This window comes from Thermogladius calderae 1633 (assembly GCF_000264495.1).
GTDB lineage: Archaea > Thermoproteota > Thermoprotei_A > Sulfolobales > Desulfurococcaceae > Thermogladius > Thermogladius calderae.
In genome coordinates this window covers 1,132,593-1,152,788 of record NC_017954.1, presented here as the reverse complement: position 1 = coordinate 1,152,788, position 20,196 = coordinate 1,132,593, and the positions used below count along the sequence as shown (strand labels likewise).

General features: G+C 58.0%; 12 protein-coding genes. 5 read left to right on the top strand and 7 right to left on the bottom strand.

Annotated features, from left to right (window positions below):
• Nucleotides 1-67 precede the first annotated feature (67 nt).
• The 5 genes from TCELL_RS06185 to TCELL_RS06165 all read left to right on the top strand — a co-directional run bounded on the left by TCELL_RS06185 (nt 68) and on the right by TCELL_RS06165 (nt 6,701).
• Nucleotides 68-1,885, top strand: a complete 1,818-nt coding sequence (locus TCELL_RS06185; protein ID WP_014737881.1) for an ABC transporter substrate-binding protein — start codon at nt 68-70, stop codon at nt 1,883-1,885.
• A 5-nt stretch (nt 1,886-1,890) separates the two neighbouring features.
• Nucleotides 1,891-2,862 carry an ABC transporter permease gene (locus tag TCELL_RS06180; RefSeq protein WP_014737880.1) on the top strand — a complete coding sequence of 324 codons (972 nt, stop codon included), beginning with the start codon at nt 1,891-1,893 and terminating at the stop codon, nt 2,860-2,862.
• A gap of 10 nt (nt 2,863-2,872) precedes the next feature.
• Nucleotides 2,873-3,814 carry an ABC transporter permease gene (locus TCELL_RS06175; RefSeq protein WP_014737879.1) on the top strand — a complete coding sequence of 314 codons (942 nt, stop codon included), beginning with the start codon at nt 2,873-2,875 and terminating at the stop codon, nt 3,812-3,814.
• Nucleotides 3,815-4,098: 284 nt separating this feature from the next.
• Complete coding sequence (locus TCELL_RS07350) at nt 4,099-5,598, top strand: ATP-binding protein (protein ID WP_014737878.1); 1,500 nt, start codon at nt 4,099-4,101, stop codon at nt 5,596-5,598.
• Nucleotides 5,595-6,701, top strand: coding sequence for a DNA double-strand break repair nuclease NurA (locus TCELL_RS06165; RefSeq protein ID WP_014737877.1), 1,107 nt, complete (start codon nt 5,595-5,597; stop codon nt 6,699-6,701). The genes TCELL_RS07350 and TCELL_RS06165 overlap by 4 nt, the downstream gene beginning before the upstream one ends.
• Before the next feature lie 258 nt (nt 6,702-6,959).
• Here the strand turns inward: TCELL_RS06165 and TCELL_RS06160 are convergent, their stop codons facing one another.
• From TCELL_RS06160 to TCELL_RS06130, 7 genes are all read right to left on the bottom strand, one after another.
• Complete coding sequence (locus TCELL_RS06160) at nt 6,960-7,229, bottom strand: hypothetical protein (protein WP_048163338.1); 270 nt, start codon at nt 7,227-7,229, stop codon at nt 6,960-6,962.
• 41 nt (nt 7,230-7,270) lie between these two features.
• Nucleotides 7,271-8,419 (bottom strand): hypothetical protein, encoded by a 1,149-nt coding sequence (locus TCELL_RS06155; protein WP_014737875.1) that lies wholly within the window; start codon nt 8,417-8,419, stop codon nt 7,271-7,273.
• Between the two features lie 152 nt (nt 8,420-8,571).
• Nucleotides 8,572-8,976, bottom strand: a complete 405-nt coding sequence (locus TCELL_RS07520) for an endonuclease III domain-containing protein (protein WP_014737874.1) — start codon at nt 8,974-8,976, stop codon at nt 8,572-8,574.
• 241 nt (nt 8,977-9,217) lie between these two features.
• A complete protein-coding gene (locus TCELL_RS06145) occupies nt 9,218-12,346 on the bottom strand; it encodes an SNF2-related protein (RefSeq protein ID WP_014737873.1) in 3,129 nt (1,042 codons plus the stop codon).
• Entirely contained in the window at nt 12,337-12,777 is a 441-nt protein-coding gene (locus TCELL_RS06140; protein WP_014737872.1) for a hypothetical protein, read from the bottom strand. The genes TCELL_RS06145 and TCELL_RS06140 overlap by 10 nt, the downstream gene beginning before the upstream one ends.
• 2 nt (nt 12,778-12,779) lie before the next feature.
• Nucleotides 12,780-16,514 carry a DUF499 domain-containing protein gene (locus TCELL_RS06135; RefSeq protein WP_048163335.1) on the bottom strand — a complete coding sequence of 1,245 codons (3,735 nt, stop codon included), beginning with the start codon at nt 16,512-16,514 and terminating at the stop codon, nt 12,780-12,782.
• Entirely contained in the window at nt 16,495-19,527 is a 3,033-nt protein-coding gene (locus TCELL_RS06130; RefSeq protein ID WP_014737870.1) for a DUF1156 domain-containing protein, read from the bottom strand. Before TCELL_RS06130 ends, TCELL_RS06135 begins: the two co-directional genes overlap by 20 nt.
• Nucleotides 19,528-20,196 lie beyond the last annotated feature (669 nt).

Here is a 20,196-nt window from a genome sequence, read left to right as displayed (position 1 = left end):
ATAGGGTTTGACGCGATCGTAAGCACTCTTTAAATACCTGTACCGCGGGTCAACCCGCGCCTATAGGGTGGTGTGCTTGAGGAGACCCGGAGTATTGGTGTTGGTCGCGGCTCTTGTGCTAGCCTCCATACTACCAGTCACACAGGTGGGCGTGGCCCAGGCCACCAAGGTGTTCAGGGTCGGGTGGGGAGGTACTAGCTTCGACACGTTCAACCCCTTCACCACCTACGCGACGATCTCTGTGTGGCTAACGCTCGACGTCTACAGTAGGCTTGTGAGGCCCACGGAGAACTACACGGGCTTCGTACCCGACCTAGCGGAGAGCTGGGAGATCAAGGGGGACACTGTAATATTCCACCTCGTGCACAACGCTACTTTCACAGACGGCTACCCTGTCACCGCCGAGGACGTAGCGTACAGCTACTACCTGGCCAACCAGAGCTGGAGCTCGCTCTCGCCCTACGTGGACATGGTTAAGGGCATCAAGGTCCTAGACAACTACACGGTCGAGTTCTACGTGACGAGCCCCACGCTCTTCATGCTCGAGGCCGCCATCAACATACCCATAGTCCCCAAGCACATATGGGCCAGTATTAGCGACCCCTCAACCTACCCAGACAACCCGCCTATTGGGAGCGGGCCGTTGAAGGTCGTGGAGTTCAAGGAGGGGCAGTACGCTGTCCTAGAGCCCAACCCGAACTTCTACTACCCCAGCTGGCTGCCCAAGGTCGACAGGATAATCGTGAAGTTCTACAGCGACGTCACCTCGGCTACTAACGCCCTGCTGGCTGGGGACATAGACGCCGTCGGCCCCTACATCGCCTCCACGCTGACAAAAACGGTCGCTAACAACCCCAACCTCTACTTGTTCAAGTCGCCGCCTACGCTGTACTTCTACCTGGCCTTCAACGTTGACCCAAACGGCACAGGCAACCCCACCTTGAGAGACCTGAACGTCAGGCTGGCGCTCGCCCACGCAATAAACGTCTCGTACGTCTGCGGGATAGGATGGCCTGGCGCCGGAGAGCCGATGGGCACCGTCATGCCCTCGACCAACATATTCGCGGACAAGGACTTGAAGCCGTACAGCTTCAACCTCACGCTGGCAGCCCAGATACTAGACCAGGCCGGCTACAAGCTGGGGGCCGACGGGGTGAGGGCGTCGCCCAGCGGCGTGAGGCTCGAGTACAACCTGCTAGTCCCCAGCAACATGCCCGAGGCGATTAAGGCGGCGCAGGTGATAGCGCAGTGGTGGGGCCAGATAGGCGTTAAGGCCAACGTCCAGCCGATGGACACCGGTAGCATGTCCGCTATAATATGGAAGAAGGTCAACGACACCATAGTCCTGGGCCACGACACGGACATATGGGACTGGTTTGTCGCACCCAACGACGTCTTGTTCCTCAACGTCTTCCTCTCCGGCATGAAGCTGACAGGAGTGTCCGACTCCGGCTACGCCAATCCTGTCTACGACGCCACCTTTGAGAAGCTCTACAACGCGACCAGCCTCGACGAACTTAAGAGCATAGCCTACAGCCTCCAGGAGATGCTCCACAACGACCTCCCCTACATACCGCTCTGCGAGGTGTGGGCTGTCCAGGCTCACAGCAAGGCCTTCACAGGCTTCGACTACGACTGGCCGTCCGGCCCCTTCGGCGGTAGCGACTGGAGGACCTTCCTGAACGTCCAGTTGGCCTCCTCTTCACCGTCGACCACCACTTACAATCCCACGAGCAGTAGCCCCACAGCGGCTCCCACAGGCATGAGTACCACTACCCCCGCACTACAGTCCAGCGCCCAGCCCTCCAGTACGTGGTTGGTTGTTGGAGTAGTAGCAATAGTCGTAATCGCGGCCCTCACAGTCTACGCGTTGAAGAGGAGGTGACGCCTTTGGCCTACAGGAACTACTTCCTGAGGAAGTTTTTTACTCTAGTCTTGACCCTCTTTATCATAACACTCGTAAACTTCGTACTGTTCAGGCTACTCCCCGGAGACCCTATCATGCTCTTATTCAGAGACCCCAGGCTCACGCCCGAGCAGATAAACTACCTGTACCACAAGTTCGGGCTGGACAAGCCTCTGTGGGAGCAGTTCTTCGTCTACCTCTGGAACCTGCTCAGAGGCGAGTGGGGGATCTCCTTCGCGTACAAGAAGCCTATAATGGAGATACTTATACCCCGGATAATCAACTCGCTGATACTGGTCATCCCCGCCACCGTGCTCTCGATCATTCTTGGGGTGGCTACGGGAGTAGTAGCGGCGTGGAAGAGGGGCGGCTTGACAGACGCCTTCGTCTCCTTCGTCTCGCTAGGCCTCTACTCCCTACCCACGTTCTGGCTTGGCGGGATATTCGTATTCCTCTCAATAAACTACTGGAGGCTGCCCGTCGGCGGGATGCTGAACTACGGTGTCGACCACAACAACGCGCTCGCCTACCTGGGAGACCTGTTCGCACACATAGCTCTACCCCTCGCCACACTCACCCTGGTCTCCTACGGTAGCTTCACTCTGACGGTCAGAGGGGCTTTACTAGACGTCCTCTCCGAGGACTACATTAGGACTGCCGTCGCGAAGGGGCTGAGTAGCTGGAGGGTGTTGAGCAGGCACGCACTCCCCAACGCCATGCTCCCCACCGTGAGTCTCACCGCCGTCAGCCTCGGCACAGCCGTGACGGGCTCCGTGCTAACCGAGACAGTGTTCAACTGGCCGGGGGTCGGGAGGCTTATCTTCGACGCGATATCGAACAGGGACTACCCCCTGCTCCAGGCAGGCTTCCTAGTCATAACGGTAAGCGTATTACTCGCCAACTTCCTCGCGGACATAGTCTACGGTCTCCTAGACCCTAGAGTAAAGTACAGGTAGGTGAGCGTACATGGCTGGGCGAGGGCTCTCGAGGGCTGTAGGAGGCCTCGCGAGGGCCATAGGAGTTAGCTTAGGGTTGAGGACAGGTGTGGTGGTAGGGGGTTTCAAGAACGCCCTCAACGCAGTAGTGGGTAGCAGGAAGAGCAGGGTGGGGCTTGCCGTGATACTCGCCTACGTGGCCCTCGCAATCCTAGCGCCATTTATATCGCCCTACAGCCCCTACGAGACCGACATCAACAGTATACTCCAGCCACCCAGCCCACAGCACTTGTTCGGGACAGACGACGCCGGGAGAGACCTTTTCACGGAGAACATGTACGCCATCTCGACGTCTCTCATAGTAGGTCTCTTCGCAACCCTCGTGACGATCCTCGTGGGCACCGTCGTAGGCCTCGTCAGCGGGTACTACGGTGGTGTAGTAGACGAGGTCTTGATGAGGATTACCGACTTCCTCCTGATAGTCCCGCCTGTCATGCTGATGATAGTCATCGGGTCTCTCCTCGGGTCGAGCCTCCTCAACATCATCCTGGTGATAGGCCTCCTTAACTGGAGCCCGATAGCCAGGGTGATAAGGAGCATGGTGTTGACGGTTAAGGAGTGGCCCTTCGTCGAGGCCTCTAGGTCTATGGGGGCCGTGGACAGGCTGATAATGTTCAAGCACATATTCCCCATAGTAGCCCCAGTAGTCTTCGCCAACTCGATGCTCTCGGTCGCCAACGCGATCTTCTCCCACGCAGCTCTAGTGTTCCTCGGCGTAGGGAACATAAACGACATAAGCTGGGGGACCATACTACACTTCGCCTACACCTCCGGTAGCTTCACGGCGGGCTACTGGTGGTACTTCACCCCTCCGGGGCTAATGCTGCTGGGGCTAGTCCTAGGCTTCATGCTACTCGGGGTAGGGTTAGAGGAGGTCTACAACCCTAAGTTGAGGTCTTCTATAAGCGTTTAAGCCGCCGCATCTCGTGCGGAAGGGCAATTGGCTCCTAGAGCTTGTCTGAAAAGCGATCTTTTCCGAGAAAAACTTGGATAGCGGTAAACAAAACCTCTTACTTGAACACTCCGCATCCTCTCGCCGTTAAACCGCCCACTACTAGGAGGGCCTTCCACCACGCCGGCCACGACGTCGGCGAGCGTACTCCGGCGGCCTCGGTGCAGACGGGTCTGGCTATCCCACGCTTCTTGCCTGAGCAACAATTATATGACCACGATGACAAAACTATTGTCGTGGTCTAAATGAAGCCTATCGGTGTCGTGGCCAGCGGCTCCTCGGCCGCTATAGCCCCAATCCAGGTGTACAAGCAGTGCGAGCTCGACGCGAAAGAGGAGGCTTTCGTGGTCGTGAAGGACGAGGCCAAGAACCTGAACTACCTGGGAGTACTCCGCAACCTGAGAATGCAGGACCCCCTCTTGAGCCCCAACCTTAGGTCTAGTGTAGTGGACAACCCCGGCCTTGCGAGGATGGGGAGGGAGGTCGTCTTCGAGACCTCGGCCGTGAGGATCATAGGCGTGCTGAGAGAGGACGGTTCACTAGAGCCCTCCACGCAGCCGCCCACTCCTCGTAGCGAGGTCTACCTCGTCGAGTCACCCAGCGACGTCAACCTGAAGCTGGAGAAGGGTCTGGTCGTCGGGAGCCACAAGTACAGCGGTATCGAGATCCCCCTGTCGCCGAAGAGCCTCCCGTACCACATAGGGATAGTGGGGGCCACTGGGACAGGGAAGTCGAGGCTGGCCATAGCCCTCATAAAGGAGGTGCTCGCCAACACGGACTGGAAGGTGCTGGTCTTCGACCACTCGGGCCTGGACTACAAGCCCTACTTCCCAGACAAGGCCGTATCGGCCGACGAGGTACTACCCGACGTCGAGGACATCTACAACCACCTCGCAAACATCGTGAAGGAGAGGGAGGAGGACGCCTACCTCTTCTACACCCTCATCGCCTACATAGTCGCGGGAGGAGACCCGGGAGCTGTGAAGTCCAGGCTACAGAGCGAGGTGAGGCAGTTCGGGAGGAGAGAGGGCGGGACCGATGAGGGAGGGCTAGAGGGGATAATCTCCGAGTTCCTCAGCACGAACCCGGAGGAAGCGTTGAAGCATGTTAACTGGGACCTCGCCAAGTTCGGGGAGGTCTTGTCATCGGTCGCGAAGGCGCTGGGGGCGAAGAAGACCACCCCCGCCAAGTACAGGGTCAAACTAGCGTCTAAGGCGAGGGGGTTCTTCGAGTCCCTCAAGCGGAGGAGGCTCTCAGTAGGGGAGTTGCTGGGGAGGCTAGACAAGGAGAGGGTCCTAGTAGTGGACCTGAGCACTGTGGACTACGAGGAGAGGGCTTCTATACTAAACGCCGTCCTGGGTAGGCTCTGGGACAGGATCGACGAGACCAAGACGCCCGTGAACACGCTCGTCGTCGTAGACGAGGCCCACAACTACGCCTGCAGGGAGTGCGGGTCTGTCGACATAATAGAGAGGACCGCGAGAGAGGGGCGTAAGTGGGGGCTTGGACTGGTCCTCGTGAGCCAGAGGGTCGTGGACTTCAGCACCTGGGTGAGGAACAACATCAACACCTACTTCTTCAGCAGGCTCCAGACACCCGGCGACCTGCAGAACCTCCAGGGCGACCTCGACCTCGGGGGTATAACCCAGGAGAACATTGCCCTGTTGAGGGAGAGGGAGTTCTACTTCGCTGGCCTAGGCAACCCGCTGAGACACCCAGTCTTGATCAAGGTGAAGACCGTATGAGCAGCGAGGAGGAGGTCTACGTAGCCCCCGAGGTCGTATACGAGGCGGTTAGAGAGGCCGCGGAGACGGTCTTCGAGCAGGCCAAGGGCGTTGACGAGGTCCTAAAGCTCGGCGAGGAGCTCCGCGAGGAGGGGCTGATAAACAAGTTCCCCGAGGCTAGAGAAGCCTGCTTCTACAGTGTAGACAGCGGCTTCACGGCCCCGCCGATCGAGGTGGCTGGAGGCTTCATAGGCGTCATACAGGTCGCCGAGGTCTTAATGGGGCACTCCTGCGGCGGGCCACCTAGGGTGGTGGCCCATGTCAGGCACTACTCCACGAGGGACTTGACCGAGGTCGAGGCCAGGCTGCTCGAGAGGCGGGCCCTCGTAAAAAGGCTCGAGGAGAAGAAGGAGGGCTGGGCGAGGTTCGACATAGCCGTTGTCGACGGGGAGCTGCTCTACAGGGGCGGGGTAGAGGCCGAGCCTACTCTCTCGCAGGAGGAGTGGGCGGCGTACTGGCGGGTCGCGGAGGAGACCAAGAACGCGATGAGACTGGCCGGCGAGACCGGCACGCCTCTCGTGGGGGTCTTGAAGAGGAGCTACTCCAGGGACATCTCCGCGGTCTACAGGGCGGGCGGGATACCCCTCAACGACAGGCTCCTAATGTCGCTCGTGCTCGAGCCCGGGGAGTACTTTGTCCTCGGGAGTTACAGGGAGCTGAGGGACAGGCTGGCAGAGGCGGCGAGGAGGGCGGGCGGTGAGGTGGCGAGGGCCCTCTACCCGAGGCTCGAGTGGCTCGAGAGGCTGAACACCGTGTACGGCTCGTGGGCGGGCCAGGTGAAGGTCGTGTTCTACAAGCCGCGCCTCGCCGTATCCCCCCTCGCGGTCAAAGTAGAGGTCTACGAGGCAGGGGGCTGGGGGTTGCCCGAAGTCCTAGCGGCGCTCTCCGGGGTGACGGGGTCGACGGGCTTCCCCACGCCCCTAGACTACGTCGACTCTCTCGCCCATGTAAGGCCGGAGACTAGGAGGACTGTCTACGAGCTACTCAACGCAGAGCTGTCGAAGCGGGACCTAAACCTCGCTAAGCTGTTGATGAGCCTGGTAAACCCCCAGAAGCCAGTCTAGCTCGTTGTCGAAGATAAATAAGAGGCATCAGTAGGGGGCCCGGCGCTCAGCGCCTTTACGCTACAAGGGTGGAGAGCAATAGAGTGGTCATTGACAAAGCTTGTAGACGGCTTACTCTGACACCGCCAGCCCCACGTCTCCGGGTGGTTCCTCTACCACTCTCTTCGACACCAGGAGCTCGAGGTACTCCTCGCCCGCATATAGCGAGCGGGAGGCCCGCGACGGGTAGCTGGCCTAGACCGCGCAAGCCGCGCCTCTTCAGGGGCGAAGGACTTCTGCGTAGGCCTCCTCTAGCCGCCGCGCGCAGGCCTCCTCCCCCACTGCCCTCTGGTAGTAGGCGCAGAGGTCTCTGAGAGGGCACTCCCAGCACCTCGGGTTCCTGGGCCGGCAGACGAGGGCGCCGAGGTCTATCAGCCCGTAGTTGAACTCCTGGTGCCTGTCCTCGGGTAGCAGCCTACGGAGGGGGGCCAGGTAGTCCCCCCACCTCCTCGCGGCGTGCCCCGTCAGCCTGGCGAGCACTCTCGCCACGTTCCCGTCCACCACTGGCGCGGGCTTGCCGTAGGCGAAGCTTAGAAGCGCCCCCGCAGTGTAGGGCTGTAACGTAATTCATGATCATTGGGCTCGTTTACTTTGCTTCGCAACCCCCTTAGCGCTATGAGGTACGCCGAGGCCGCGTGCCTGTCTAGCCTGAGCTTCTTCATGGCTTCGCTGTGCTCTCGCGAGTTGCTCGTTCCCTTTGGGTTCACGTAGGCAACCTCTATGCCGTAGAGCGGCGCCTTCAATGCGATCATCTCTATAATGGAGCTCCTGAAGGTGCTCACCTTCCAGTTGTAGTTCTCGCTCCCCCTCTCCGTGCTCCTAGCCCACAGCAACCTGAGCCGCCCGAGAACTGCAGGGTTCTCTAGGAACAGTACCTTGACGCCGTGGTGGTAGGCGTACTCGAGCAACTCGTGGACTCTCATGCCAATGACTGATCTGGCGCTCCTCATAGGATAGCCTCTGGCGACGACCTCTCTAAACCAGAACGTGTACGTGTCTCTCAGCTCCCCGCTGTTGTCAATTATCGCTAAGTTTACTCTGTCTACATTTACGTCAACGCCTCCGTAGAGGCTCCCCTTGTTGGTTCTATACCTTGCCATGTGCCTGTAGTAAAAGGTCAATGGAATTGTCAGTTGCACTTCGCCGCTGACCCAGACAACTCCCTTTCTGACGCCGTAACCTTTGACGACGACTCTAGCCGCGTGCTCCTGCTTCTCCTCGAGTATTTTCTCGACGAGAGCGGCGTAGCTCTTGGGGATAGTGGGCTTGACTACCACTCTCTCGACTGCGCCGCTGTAGCTTATGGTCGTCACGTGGATCTCTCCCCCCGGTCTCAGGGTTATGTTTCTTGCGGGGTACTCCTTCTCGGCTTGCTGGAACATCAGCCAATCCCCCAGCTCAACTCCTCTGAAGTCTACTCCGAGTTCCCTGCAGGACTCGTATATCCCCCTGACTAATACTACAGCCCCGTCGGCATATCTGCGGTTCGGTATGACCGCGTAAGCGTCCTTCCTGAAGGTCGCCTTCCACCCAATGTCGGAGCCCGGAAGGGCGGGCGAGCTCTTGGCAAGGTGGAGCACTCTGTGAGTAGCCGCTTTAAATAGCCAAGCCGTGGACAGTATCTTGCCAGCGACCTCTCCACCGATGTTGAAGGGCAAGGCGATTGTGATGTAGCTCATGTGGGGATTCCCCAGATAGGCTTATAAACCCCAACTCCCTTTAAGCCTGTTGGTGACCCCGGGTTTCCGAGATCCGCTCCAGAAGGGCGGTGAGGGGGCTCGGGGAGACCGCGGGGAACCCGAGGGCGGCAATCGATAAACATGAAAGGCAGTCAAAGACCGCTCTCGGGTGAGCGGCCGACCCCCGGCAGCCTCACCAGCTCCTCCCACGAGTCGGGTATCCTGCCACCGTACTCCTCCACGATAACGGCCGCGAGCTCCTTCAACTGCCTGGCCCTCACCCTGTACAGCCCGAGGGGTTTTAGGGCCTCCTCAACCTCCTCTAGGGGGGCACTGTGCAACGACTCCACGTCCGGGAACCTCTCGACGAGGGCTTGGAAGGCCCTGGCCACCGCTGTTCTTGTGGTCCTCCTGAGAAGGAACTCGGCGAGCAGAACCCTGTACGGCGTCCTCTCCACTCTCCAAGGGTAGTCGAACCTGTGCTCCAGAGCCCACCTTACGACCCTCTCTCTGACAGAGGAAAGGAGTTCACTCGCGCCGACTTGGCCGCACGACACTCCACTACACCCCGCTAGCCCGCCAACCCCTACACATGGCCCGGGGGATCTAAAGCATACACGGGTTCGAGCCCCCGCCGCCAGCAGCCCCGTCCGCGTGGTGGAAGCAGCGAGCGCGGAGAGGCTGGGCAGCCCCGACGCTGAGCCGCGGCAACCACAAAACCCCCTCTGCGCCCGGGAGTCCAGCGGGGGTCGAGGGCTAGCTGGGAGGCCTTTCCGCCCAGCTCCATTCACAGGCCGCTTAAACGTCCTGGCGGCCTCCGAAGAAGATGATGGCCCGCTTCTCCTCCTTAACCTGGACGACAAGTCTCTTAGGTAGGTCGGCGTACCTTCCGCAAACAGTGACCCACGAAGACCTGTCGGGCTCTTTCAACCCAGCCACGTTGCAGACAATGTACTTCGCTGGGTTCTTCTCTGCCTCTTTGGTCTCCCAATCCGTTAAGCCGGCGACGAAGACCTTTTCCAGGTGGCTTTTCACCTCGACCTCCAGCCTCTCCGGTCCACCAGGTCCCGGGCACTCTACGAGTACATCGTAGGGCTTCGCTTTCCCTATATTAATCTCGAGAACCCTACAGCCCCTTTCCCTGAATAAGCTGGCGACGTGCTCAACGCTAACCCTTTCCATCCACTCCCTCTTTTCGGGGGGCAGTGACTGCCAGTCGATCCCGTACTCTTCGACGCCTCCGACTCCAACTACGTGTATGAAGGGGCTCTCGACCTCCGCCTCCAGCCTTTCCAAGTCTACGAGCCTGGTCTTTGTGAGCTCTACGAGTCTATCCCGCTTCTTCCAGAGCCGCTCGTATAATAGCAGGTCCAGCTTCTTGGCTAACTTAGAGACCTCATCCTCCAAAATCCTCGGTGGCTTGCTACCCACCCAATCTGCTTTGAGGACATCAAGTCTACCCTCAGACTGCTTCTGAGCCAGCCAGTCCAGTACCTGTAGCCCGACTAGAACTTCGACGTTGCCCCCTCTCCTCAGAACAGCTACCGGGGTAGAAAACCTGGTCGTCCCCCCGAGCTTGAAATCGACTACGGCGATATAGCCCTCCTCGAGCCCACTCTCGTTTACAACAACCACGTGGTCGGTCGCGGGCTTCTGACCCACCAATGCCTTATATAGCTCCCTGATCGCCCTGGAAGGCTCCGTATAGCGCCTACCGAGGAATACTTCCACTAGTCTGAGGACAACTCGTTGGAACTCCTCGTGGCTGGAGCAACCCGTGAAATGCCAGACATATTTCTGGAGCCTACGCACTTCCTCGTAACTCGGCGTGAGCGACTCGGCTAGGTCTTTGTAGGTCCTCAGCTTTTCCAGCAGCATTTTGTAGGCCTCCTCGAGGAGGGGCTCGATGGGGAGGCTCCTAGCGTAGTAGCCCTCGAACACGTGTAGCAGAGCGGCTCCGATAGACTTCTCGGAGACCACGAGCCTCTCCCCGCCCCCAGACCCCTCCTTTTCCAGGTATAGCTCCAGCAGGCTCTCGATCGGCCTCGTGGCGACTTTCTGCTCGAGCATGTTGAGAAGCTTTAACACGAGCTTCTCGTAGAACGCGAGCTCTACAGTGGTGTACCTGACGAAGTCGACTACGCTGCAGTCCCTGGTCTGTCTCAGACGGTAGACTCTACCAATCCTCTGCTCCCTCCTCACAGGGCTCCAGGTCGCGTCGTAGTTCACGACGACGTTGAATTCCTGGAGGTTTAATCCCTCGGAGGCTACGTCGGTACTGAACAGGACCTTTACTACGCCAGCCCCCAGCACCTCACCGGCCGTCTCGCCGAGGGCCGGGAGCGCGTAGACGAGCTCACGGTTTTTCGAGGAGACCTTGCCCACGACGAAGAACTTGCCTTGTCCCTCGAGAACCTTGAACGAGTTTCTCACGGACTCGAGCCTCTTGAGCCTCGCGTATGGTGCCCGCTGGGAGAGTTTTTCGGAAACTCCTCCCAGCAACTTGTCGAGTAGGTCGCTCCTCTCGGTGAAGCCCACGCCCTTCAGGAACTCCGTGAACTTCGAGAAGAGGTAGTCCACAGTGTCGCTGTACTCGCTGAACACTATGTAGTCGCCTCTCAGTTCGCTCGGGGCCCCGCCTCTACCAGTCGCGGAGTAGTAGAGCAAGTAGGCCAGGGCCCTGAAGCTGGGGTCCCCGGCTTCGTATAGCTTCTGGAACTCGGACAAGAGGAGTGCTGCTTCATCGCGGAGCTCGCTTGGTACGGACCTGATAGTCGAGTAGAGAACCTCCTCTACAAGAGCGTCGGGGTTTTCCTCGACGAGGCGGTCGGAAACGCGTAGTCTCTTAAGCTCGGGCTCTGGAGTGGAGCGGGATTCCACCACCTTCATGAACGTCTTCAGGAAGGCGTAAGGGCTGGAAAGCGCTCTCTTCAACAACACCAGCTTTAGCAGGGTGTTCGCGTTGGAGCCAAACAGGCCTAGAAGCCTCCCTAGGAGCTTGCCGAGCCTCTCGTAGAGTTGCGCTGCCTCGCCTAGCTTGACTAGGGCCATGAAGGAGTTGAGCTTCGTAAACACCTCTCTGCCCTCTGCCAGGTTGACGTGCTCCTTTGTCCTCCTGTAGACTAGTAGACCGGCCGCGTCCTCGTAGAGTCTCTTCCGCTTTTCGGGGTTTTCGGCTAGCTCTCGCAGCGCAGTGTCTGCGTCGGGAATGAGAAGGGACATCCTCAAGATCATGTCCTTGTGAGTGCCCCTGGAAGGGGTGGCAGATAGTAGGATCAAGTGCTTGGCTCTTTTGAGGATGGGACTCAGCCTCTTCACTCTGAGACTCGGCTTGGGGCCTGTGAACCCGACCTGGTGCGCCTCGTCCAACACCACGAGGTCCCAGTCTACACTAGACAGTACCTCGATGTAAGGCTTGTACCGGCCATAGGCGTGCTTGTCCGCCGTGCCACGCTTGGCCAAGTCCAGCGGTGCTACCATTATGAGGGGCTTACCACCCTCCTCGAGTTCTCTCTTTACTGCCTCCACCGTCTTTTTACCAAGCACCCTCAGGACGCCAGGGGCGTGAAGGAGGTCCCACAACTCGTAGTAGAGCCACTGCCGGATAAGGGCTCTTGGGGCGATGATCAGGATTTTCGAGGCCTCACCCACCATGGCTAGGTACTTGATAAGGCGGATGGCCTCGACAGTCTTGCCGAGCCCCACCTCGTCCCCTATTAGAAGCCTCACCCTTCTCCTGGGGATCACGTCCAATACTAGGGAGACTTGGTGGAGGAAGTTGAGGTACGGTTTCGAGACAACCTGGGGCTCTGGAGGGGACGAGAACGGGTTGTAGTAGAGGCTGAAGAAAGGGTTGTACTTGAATAACGGCTCTAGAACTAGGCTGAGAACCCCCTTCAGTGGTAGCGCCGGCTCCTCTACCTGCATAAGCAATATCCTCTTAGTAGGCTGGAGAACCTCCTCGTGTCAACGACCATCATGAGGCTCCACAAGGCGTCGATCACGGGGCTTATAGCGTCTATGCTGGACCAACAAGTAGCTAGGCAGTCGGCCTTCTTGGACGACTTTATGTTGAGGACGCTGAGCGAGTGGAAGAGCAGGAGCTTGAAGTGCCTGTCAGCCGCCCTGCTCACAGAAATAACAACGGTGCCGGATTTCCTCTTCTCTATCTTCATGAAGTCCCCCTCTATGAGAGACTGGTTGTAGATAACCCACTTCAAGACGTACTCGGGCTTGAGCACCCTCTTGGCCTGTAGGAATAGTCTGCCCTCGTCGTACACCCGGAGCATGTAGTACGGCCTCTTGGCCGGGACGGGCTGGATCACGACTTTAAGGTTCGCGCCGATCTGCAACCCCATGCTCACACGCTCCTGCACTCCCTGTAATCCAGGCTCAGCACGGCCTCGAGAGACTTAAACCTGTCCTCAACGAGTTTTATAAGGTCGGCCAGTCTGATGTTTGACCCGGCGCTCTGGAGCTCTATCTTAGCGTACACGTCCACGTCCACGCCCAGCGACTGTAGGAGCCTGGAGAGCCTGTTCGTGCTCGCCTTTCTGAAGCTTATCCTCAGCTCCTCGCCCTGGTTCTCCAATTCAACGTAGCCGTCTGCGTAAATCCTGTACGTGCTGAGAGAGTTCAATAGGTCTGCTAGACTTTTGATCGCGCCTTTAAGGATTCGGCCCTCGATGTTGAGCTTGGTCAACTCGAGCCTCACGCCAACTGGAGGCTCCCAATTGGCGAAGTCCACGCCTTTCACCGACCGACTGACACAGTACTCTCCACTGACCCTGACTCTGGCAACCGGGACCTCCTCTGTCCTGTAACCCTTGGGCGCCGCGGCGTCTCTAGCTGTGACTACTACGATGTACTCGCCTGGCTGGTTCACCGTTATTTTTGCTGTAAACGATCCTTTGGATCTCGCCTCCACTCTATTGCTGGACGCCGTTTGTCTCGATATTTCCTCGACGGCCTTGAGCTCTATCTCCACAGGGAACTCCTCGGCGCTCTCCATCGAGCCCTCAACGACGATTTCCAGACCCCCCTCCCCTCCTAGCTCGACGGGCTCCTTCCCGAGCTGCTTCCCGTTGACACTAGTCACCCTCATATTGAAGACCCTTGGCGGGGTCTCCTCCACGAGTACCACTGGGTGGGAGGACAAAGCTTCAACAATGTTTTGTTTAGACGTTTCGAGGAAGGTCGTGAGGTCCACTTTATTACCGTCGGGCATGTACACTGCGAGTCTACGTACCACCCTCTCCCCGGGCTTGGTGGATGCCTTGGCACGTAGCCTCTCGAGGTACTCGTTTAGGACGAAGCTTGGGTGCACGGCCTCCAGCTCTTTGACACTGGCGCCGAGGCGTTCCATCTTGTTTGCGACGTCCTTCTGCCAACTGCAAGCATACTTCCTACCCGTCCTGTAGAACTGCTCCGCCTCGGCCTCGGAGAACGGGTAGTCTATCCACAGCACTTCGCCCTTGTACCTGAAAGCGATCATACAGTTCTCGTACGCGGTCTTCAGTGCGTCGAGGAGGTCGCTGAAGCCCGTTATGTGAGGCTCTACATCGCGGGCGTTGAGTAGCTGATCCCAGAGGTCCTTGACCTTGATCGGCTCCTTAAGGCTCATGTTGCTGTCCCACAGTTTTTTGAACCCGCTGAGCTGGTTGTAGACGTCGCTCCACTCCCACTTAGTTATGACGCCTCTCCTCTCCAGTGCCCCCTCTAGTAGCCTCACTATGTTCGATAAGTCGCTGACCCCCTCCGTGGGCCTCAATTCCACCTCGTACTGTTGCCTCCGCGTCCCTATAACTACCCTCCTCATCATGGTGTATATCGCGAGCACGACATGTCTTACAACCTCCTCCTCTAACCTTTTCAGCTTGTTCCGTGTATCGTCCAGGTGCTCCTCGCCCACGACCTCCAAAAGGTACTCGCGGTTGTTCGCCAAGTCCCTGACAGCCTTGACGACTTTGAGGAGGTTGAGCAAGAAGTCCCTCATAGTGTCGGGCTCTCTGCCGGCGATCGCCTTGATGGTTTCGGTGTACATCAGCCCCCAATCCATGGGGTCCATGTTGTAGTCGGGGAGCAGGAACAGCACGTTGTTCCTCGACAAGAGGGACTCGACTAGGTTTTGGTCGGGCTCCTGTAAGCCGATGTACATAAGCACGAGTGGATCATCGTTTTCCTCGACCTCTTTCCTGAGCAGGTCGAGCTCGAGGAACTTGTGTGAGGTGATCGGCCGGACTCTCCTGATCTTCCTCCCGCCTTTGATGGCCTGTTCGTTAACTAAACCCTCTAAAACTGAGAGGGCGTCGTGCTCTGTTACACTCAAGTACTTTTCGCGGAGTATCTTGGTCAAGTCTGCGATCCTAGCGTAGAGCACCCTGTTTTCATCCGTCTTGACCATGTAGGTCGATTCGCTTAGTAGCTCATCGACGGCGTTGACGACGTCGGCCATGAAGACCCTCTGGAATGCGAGCGGGTCGTAGACGAGCGCGGGTAGCTCTTTGGATACTGGGTAGAGCTTCGCAACTTCGCTCCTCTTGCTACCCCGCCCGGGTATAGACGTGAGCCAGACCGTCCTAGCGACGGCTGCCTTTACGAAGTCGCGGGCCTCCTGCGGAGAGGCGGGGTCCAAGCTCCATATATACTCCTCTACTTTCCGCCCGAACTTCTTCTTCACGTCCTCCTCGTAGATCCTCTGGAAGTCGCTCTGGACGTCTGATGGCATTTTACTCAACAGGTCAGTCCTGAACTCGGGCGCGTCGAGCGGTATGAGCCAGGTTGTGAATAGGGCTGTACGAGGCTCTCTCTTACGCTGTGATGCAGTGTCGTAGACCTCCTTTACCAGTCTCGCGACGTAGGATATCAAGTGCCTGGTCAGCCCGAGCTCTGGGCTTGTCGAGGCTATGTTGACGAGCGTCTCCACAAAGTACGGGTGGAACGGATAATGCCCTTCCAGGCTCCTCTTGAAAGCGGCGATGTCTCCGTACCTGATTTTGATAGCGTCCGAGAGGGCATTGTCCGCACTGGCCTTATTAAAAGCCTCCTCGGCGACCTCCGCCGCACACCTCTTGGCATCACTCTCGTAGGCGTTCTCGAAGAGCCTTCTCTTAAACACTTCCACTATTTCCTTTTTCTCCATGGGAGGTAGCTTCAGTGGTGCAACTCTCTCTAATTCAGCGAAGATCTTCTTCACGTACTCAGGGTGTTGGGGGCCAGGCTCTAGCCGTCCCTCTCTGTACTCTGCGGGTAAAGTGACTACCAACACGCTGTTTGGCGTATCGTTGACAGCCTCAGCGAGCCGCTTTAAAAAGGATATGTAGGACTCGTCGTAGTCTTTCACTCTACGCGAGACGCCCGTGGCGTGCTCTAAGTACTCTACGGCCTCGTCTATGAGTATCAGCACGGTCTTGTCCCGCAGTACTTTCTTTATTTCATCGGTGAAGGGGGCGGCGAAGGATTCGTCTCCTACGCGGACTTTATCGTACTCTTGTAGGAGGTGGGCGAGGAGGCCCCAGGGAGTGTTGACCTTCACTCCGTCGACGGTCACGGGGTTCAGCGGGCTGGGCGCGAGGTACTTCCTGTCTCCTACTAGGGCGACTACCTGTATCTTCCTACCCGCTTGGACTAATACGTCTATAGCGTGCTTGAGCGCATTCCTTGTCTTATCGTCCACTTCCAGGTACCTTAGTGCGTGCGCCCCCTCCTCGTTAACCAGCTTCGCCACGAAGTAGAGGGTGGTGAGGAGGTGGGTCTTCCCGCCCCCTAGGTGGCTGGGTATAATTAGAATCCTATTCTGTACCTTAAACTTGTCTAGCCCCTCCTTGTCTTTGTAGAGGTACTGGACACCTGCTAAAGACCCCATAACGTTCAGGAGGACCCTCTTCATGGACTCGCTAAAGTATGTCCTCTTCAGGAACTCCTTGGGCTCGTACAGCGGGCTCTCAGGCAGGCTCTCGACGCCCTCGACCCTCCCTCTCAACTCGTTAGCTATGTAAGCGTCTGCGAGGCTTAGGGCCTCGATTATCCTGCCCTCGAGAACCTCCTTCCTGGGCTTGAGCACGCTGGTAAATGGCTTAACGCTTGAGGTAGTCAAGCAGGCTCACCCCCCTGTTTTGTCTCTCGACCCTGACACCTACGTAGTCCAGGACTCGGAGGGACAGCTCCGCCTCCGGGTCGCCGCCGAGGGTGGAGAGCGCCTTGGCTAGCTCCAAGGCCTCAGACGTCAACTGGGGGTTCTCGGAGTAGGCCTTGTCGTAGTACTTCTTGAACACGTCCTTGGGCCTCATGGAGTACAGCATCAGGGCGTGGAGCACGTGGACGGGGCTCTTGAAGGTCTTTGGGTTCTCCGGGTTTACCCCGTGGAGCTTGAGCACCTCGGCTAGCTCCACCTCGTCGCCAGCCCTGGAGGGCTCTACGAGGATGTAGGTCTTCCTACTCGACACCTCTGTCTCCTCCTCCCTCCCGTAGGCCTTGATTATACCCCTCTTCCAGAACCCCTCCAGCGGCCTGGCCCCCCCTGCTTGCGTACCGTAGCTGAGGAGTATTAGGTCGCTGCTGGACGCGAGCCTCCTGCCCTCCCCGCCCCTCGCGAAAACCTTTTTGACGAGGAAGTAGAACACCGAGTCCCCGAGCGAGAGGTTTGCCCCAGCCCCCCGCGCGTAGGCGCGGGCGAGTAGCTCGGAGGCGATTTCGGCGATCTCGCCGGAGCCCACCTGCTTACCGGACTTCACGGGCCTCCCGCCACTGGTCAGCAACCCTAAAACCTTCGCGTAGGACATGACGTACACCGTGACCCCGAACATGCTCGGGGCGACCTTCTCGTGGGCTTTGGCGAGCGAGGACTCGACCTCTTTCACCACTTTGACCGCCTTGTCTAGGAGCTGCTCGTAATCCGCGGCAACGTCAACGGGTTTCGCCTCTTTCACCTTCCTCCAAGAGACGACAATACTGGCTGTTATTGCGGATTTACCTCTTGCGACCACGCTCTCCTCGCTCTCCGTCAGTACCGGGAATGCGGAGGTGGGCGCGAGGTCCCTAGACAACCCCGCCTCTATTAGGGCGATCCAGCCCTCCCTGGAGCTCTGGGCAAAGTAGGTTACCAGTACTCCGTCCTCGCTGAGCCTGTCGGCCATAGCCCTGAAAGACTTGGCGAGCATTTCTCTGTACTTCTCTTCACAGAGTTGCTCGGCGAGCCCCTCGAAGTACTTACACCGCCCTAGACTGAGAGAGACCTCCCTGGAGGCGAACCACTCCCACTGAGTAGCTACCTCGACGCCGTCCCTGAAGAAGGCATCTGCGTGGAACCTGGGCTTGAGCAACGAGCCCTCAACGTCGCTCAAGGCCCTCTTGAGCCACACGTAGTAGAAGTCGCTGAGCTCAGCGTAGGGTACGTCGTCCCTGTAAGGCGGGTCCGTGACGATCAAGTCAAACTTCTCGCCCCCGAGCTTACTTAGAACAGTGGCATCGTCGAGCAGAACCCTAACCCTACTAGGACTACCACTAACAGCAGAGACGAGATAAGAAAGACCATCAATAACCATTGAGGTAAACTTCTCATAACCAACCTTGTCTATTATGAAATTATATTCTACGAAGTTCCAGGCCATAGCTATGCCTCTAAATGATAATGTATGCCCTGCATGTAGTAATGCTAATGATGATCCAAAACCCGTCGCAGGATTCCAAGCTACTACTATACTATTGTAATCGGCTTGTTTTACTAGCGCTATTGCCAGGTATGTTGTTACTGCTTCCGCGTACTTGTGTGCTTTCTCTCTGTCCCAGCCTTCTCCGAGCTTCTCCTCCTCGACCTTCCTCCCGGCCTCCCTGACCAGCTTGACGAGCTTAACCAAGGTTAGGAGCTGGCGCGGGTTGAAGAGCTTGTAAAAGTTTCTAAAGATCAAAGGTGGATCTCCTAAGGTGGGTCCACCGTATGGTGTCATCGGTTCTGTTGGTATGTCTGGGTCTCCCCAAATCTGCCTCAGCTTCTCAAGCGCTCTCCAGAGCTTCTCGTCGTCCATGCTTGTGGCTGGCTCGAAGTGTAGACTGTCCCCCCGTATCTTGACCTTTACGAGTATCCTAGGCCTCGCCGGTGCCTGCCTGAGCTGTTCTAGTGTTATCTCTCCTCTGAGGTACTCCTCGAGCTTTCTGTTCCACTCCCTCAGCGAGCTCTTCACGTGCCACTTCTCCCCGCTCCCCGTGATCCTCGCGTGGCAGGCTAGGCATATCGCCTCGCTCTTCCTTGCGTTAATGTTGGGGTCTCCCTGGAGGGCCGGGTCCCCCACGGTCAGCCTCCTCCCGTTTATTTCGACCGCGGCGATCTTATCGCCCCTCTTGACCAGCGTTGCGGACTCCAGCTCTCCGGGGTCTGTGACCTCCTCGACCCTGATCTCGACCCTATCTCCTTCTAACACGGGCCTCATCCAGGCAAGCGCCTTAAAGCCCCTCTCGCCCTTCACTCTCGCAAGCCACCAGTTGCCGACTAGAGGAGTGTACCTGCCGCAGTAGGGGCACTTCACCTCCCACGTGCCTATGTAGACAGCGACGTCCTCGTCGTATAGCTCTCTCAGATCCGGGTCCTCTCTAAGCCTCTCAACGACCCACATACCCCACCTCTCGACGTCCCCGACGAGCCTTTCCCCCAGCCTCTCGCTGGAAGCCCACTTCGGGTACTCCAAGACCGCCTTCAAGAAGATGTAGGCGGTGGGCAGGAGCTCTGCTGCCACGACTTCGCCTACACCCAGCCTCACAGCCTCCAAGGGTATGGAGCCGAAGCCCGCGAAGGGGTCGAGGAGCCTTGCCTTTCCTATCTTCTCCCTCAGCTCCCTACTCAGGTTCCCCAAGTTAGGGTTGAGGAAGTGTGGCGTCTTACCGAACCTCCCACCTCCCTGATAGCTCGGGTAGACCGTCCTGAGGAAGGTATTCGAGTTAAAGTCGGCGGGCAGTAGGCTCGCCAGTATAACAGCCCTAGCGCTGGCGAGAGGCTTCCTAGTCCACCAGAACACCATCTCCCAGAACGGCGGCCTGCCAGGGCCCTTCTCCTTACTACTGGCGATATTGACGACCTCGACCGGGAATTCCCCAGCCTCGAGGAAGGAGCTCAACATATAACACCAAGCAGTGTGCATGATTAATAACTCCCTGCTGATTATATATGGTTTATTTTTCATAGGCGGGCATGGTAGTTTGGAGGTCTCTGGTCTGACGGCCTTACGGCAGTCTATAGGACGTTGCCCTCCAGCTCTGGTACTTCCATAACCGCCTCGCCTATTAGAGCGCCCAGGACGCGGGCTGAAGTGTCAGCGCTAGTCCAGGTGTGGGTAAAGGTCTCGCACTCGGTTCACCATGATATGGTCCGAGCTCGTGCCGCGAAGCTAGTATTGGTCGCGGTGAGGGCTTAGCCGGTTGCGGATCACACTACGAGGTATTCCCTCTCGACGGCGGCTATGCGGGGTCAACCTGTAGCTCGGGGCGGGTACTACATGTAGCGTCCTGCTGTGGTATACGTTTCATAGACGGTAAGGCGGGTATCCGAGGCAGTACTAGGCCGCCGCCTCTCCTAGCTCGAGTGGATTCCGTCGAGAGGCCATTGCGCCCCCGATCGCAGAGACTTTTTCAAGGCAAATAGCGGGGTGAGGGGATTACCAGGCGCAGTATACGCTTAACTGCGGTGTCGCGCCCCCTAGGTACCTGAGGTTCGCACTGTCAAAGCGAGGTAGGAGGACGTGAACGAGTGCCTCCTAGAACTGGGGTATGGCAAGTGGGCTAGGAGAGCG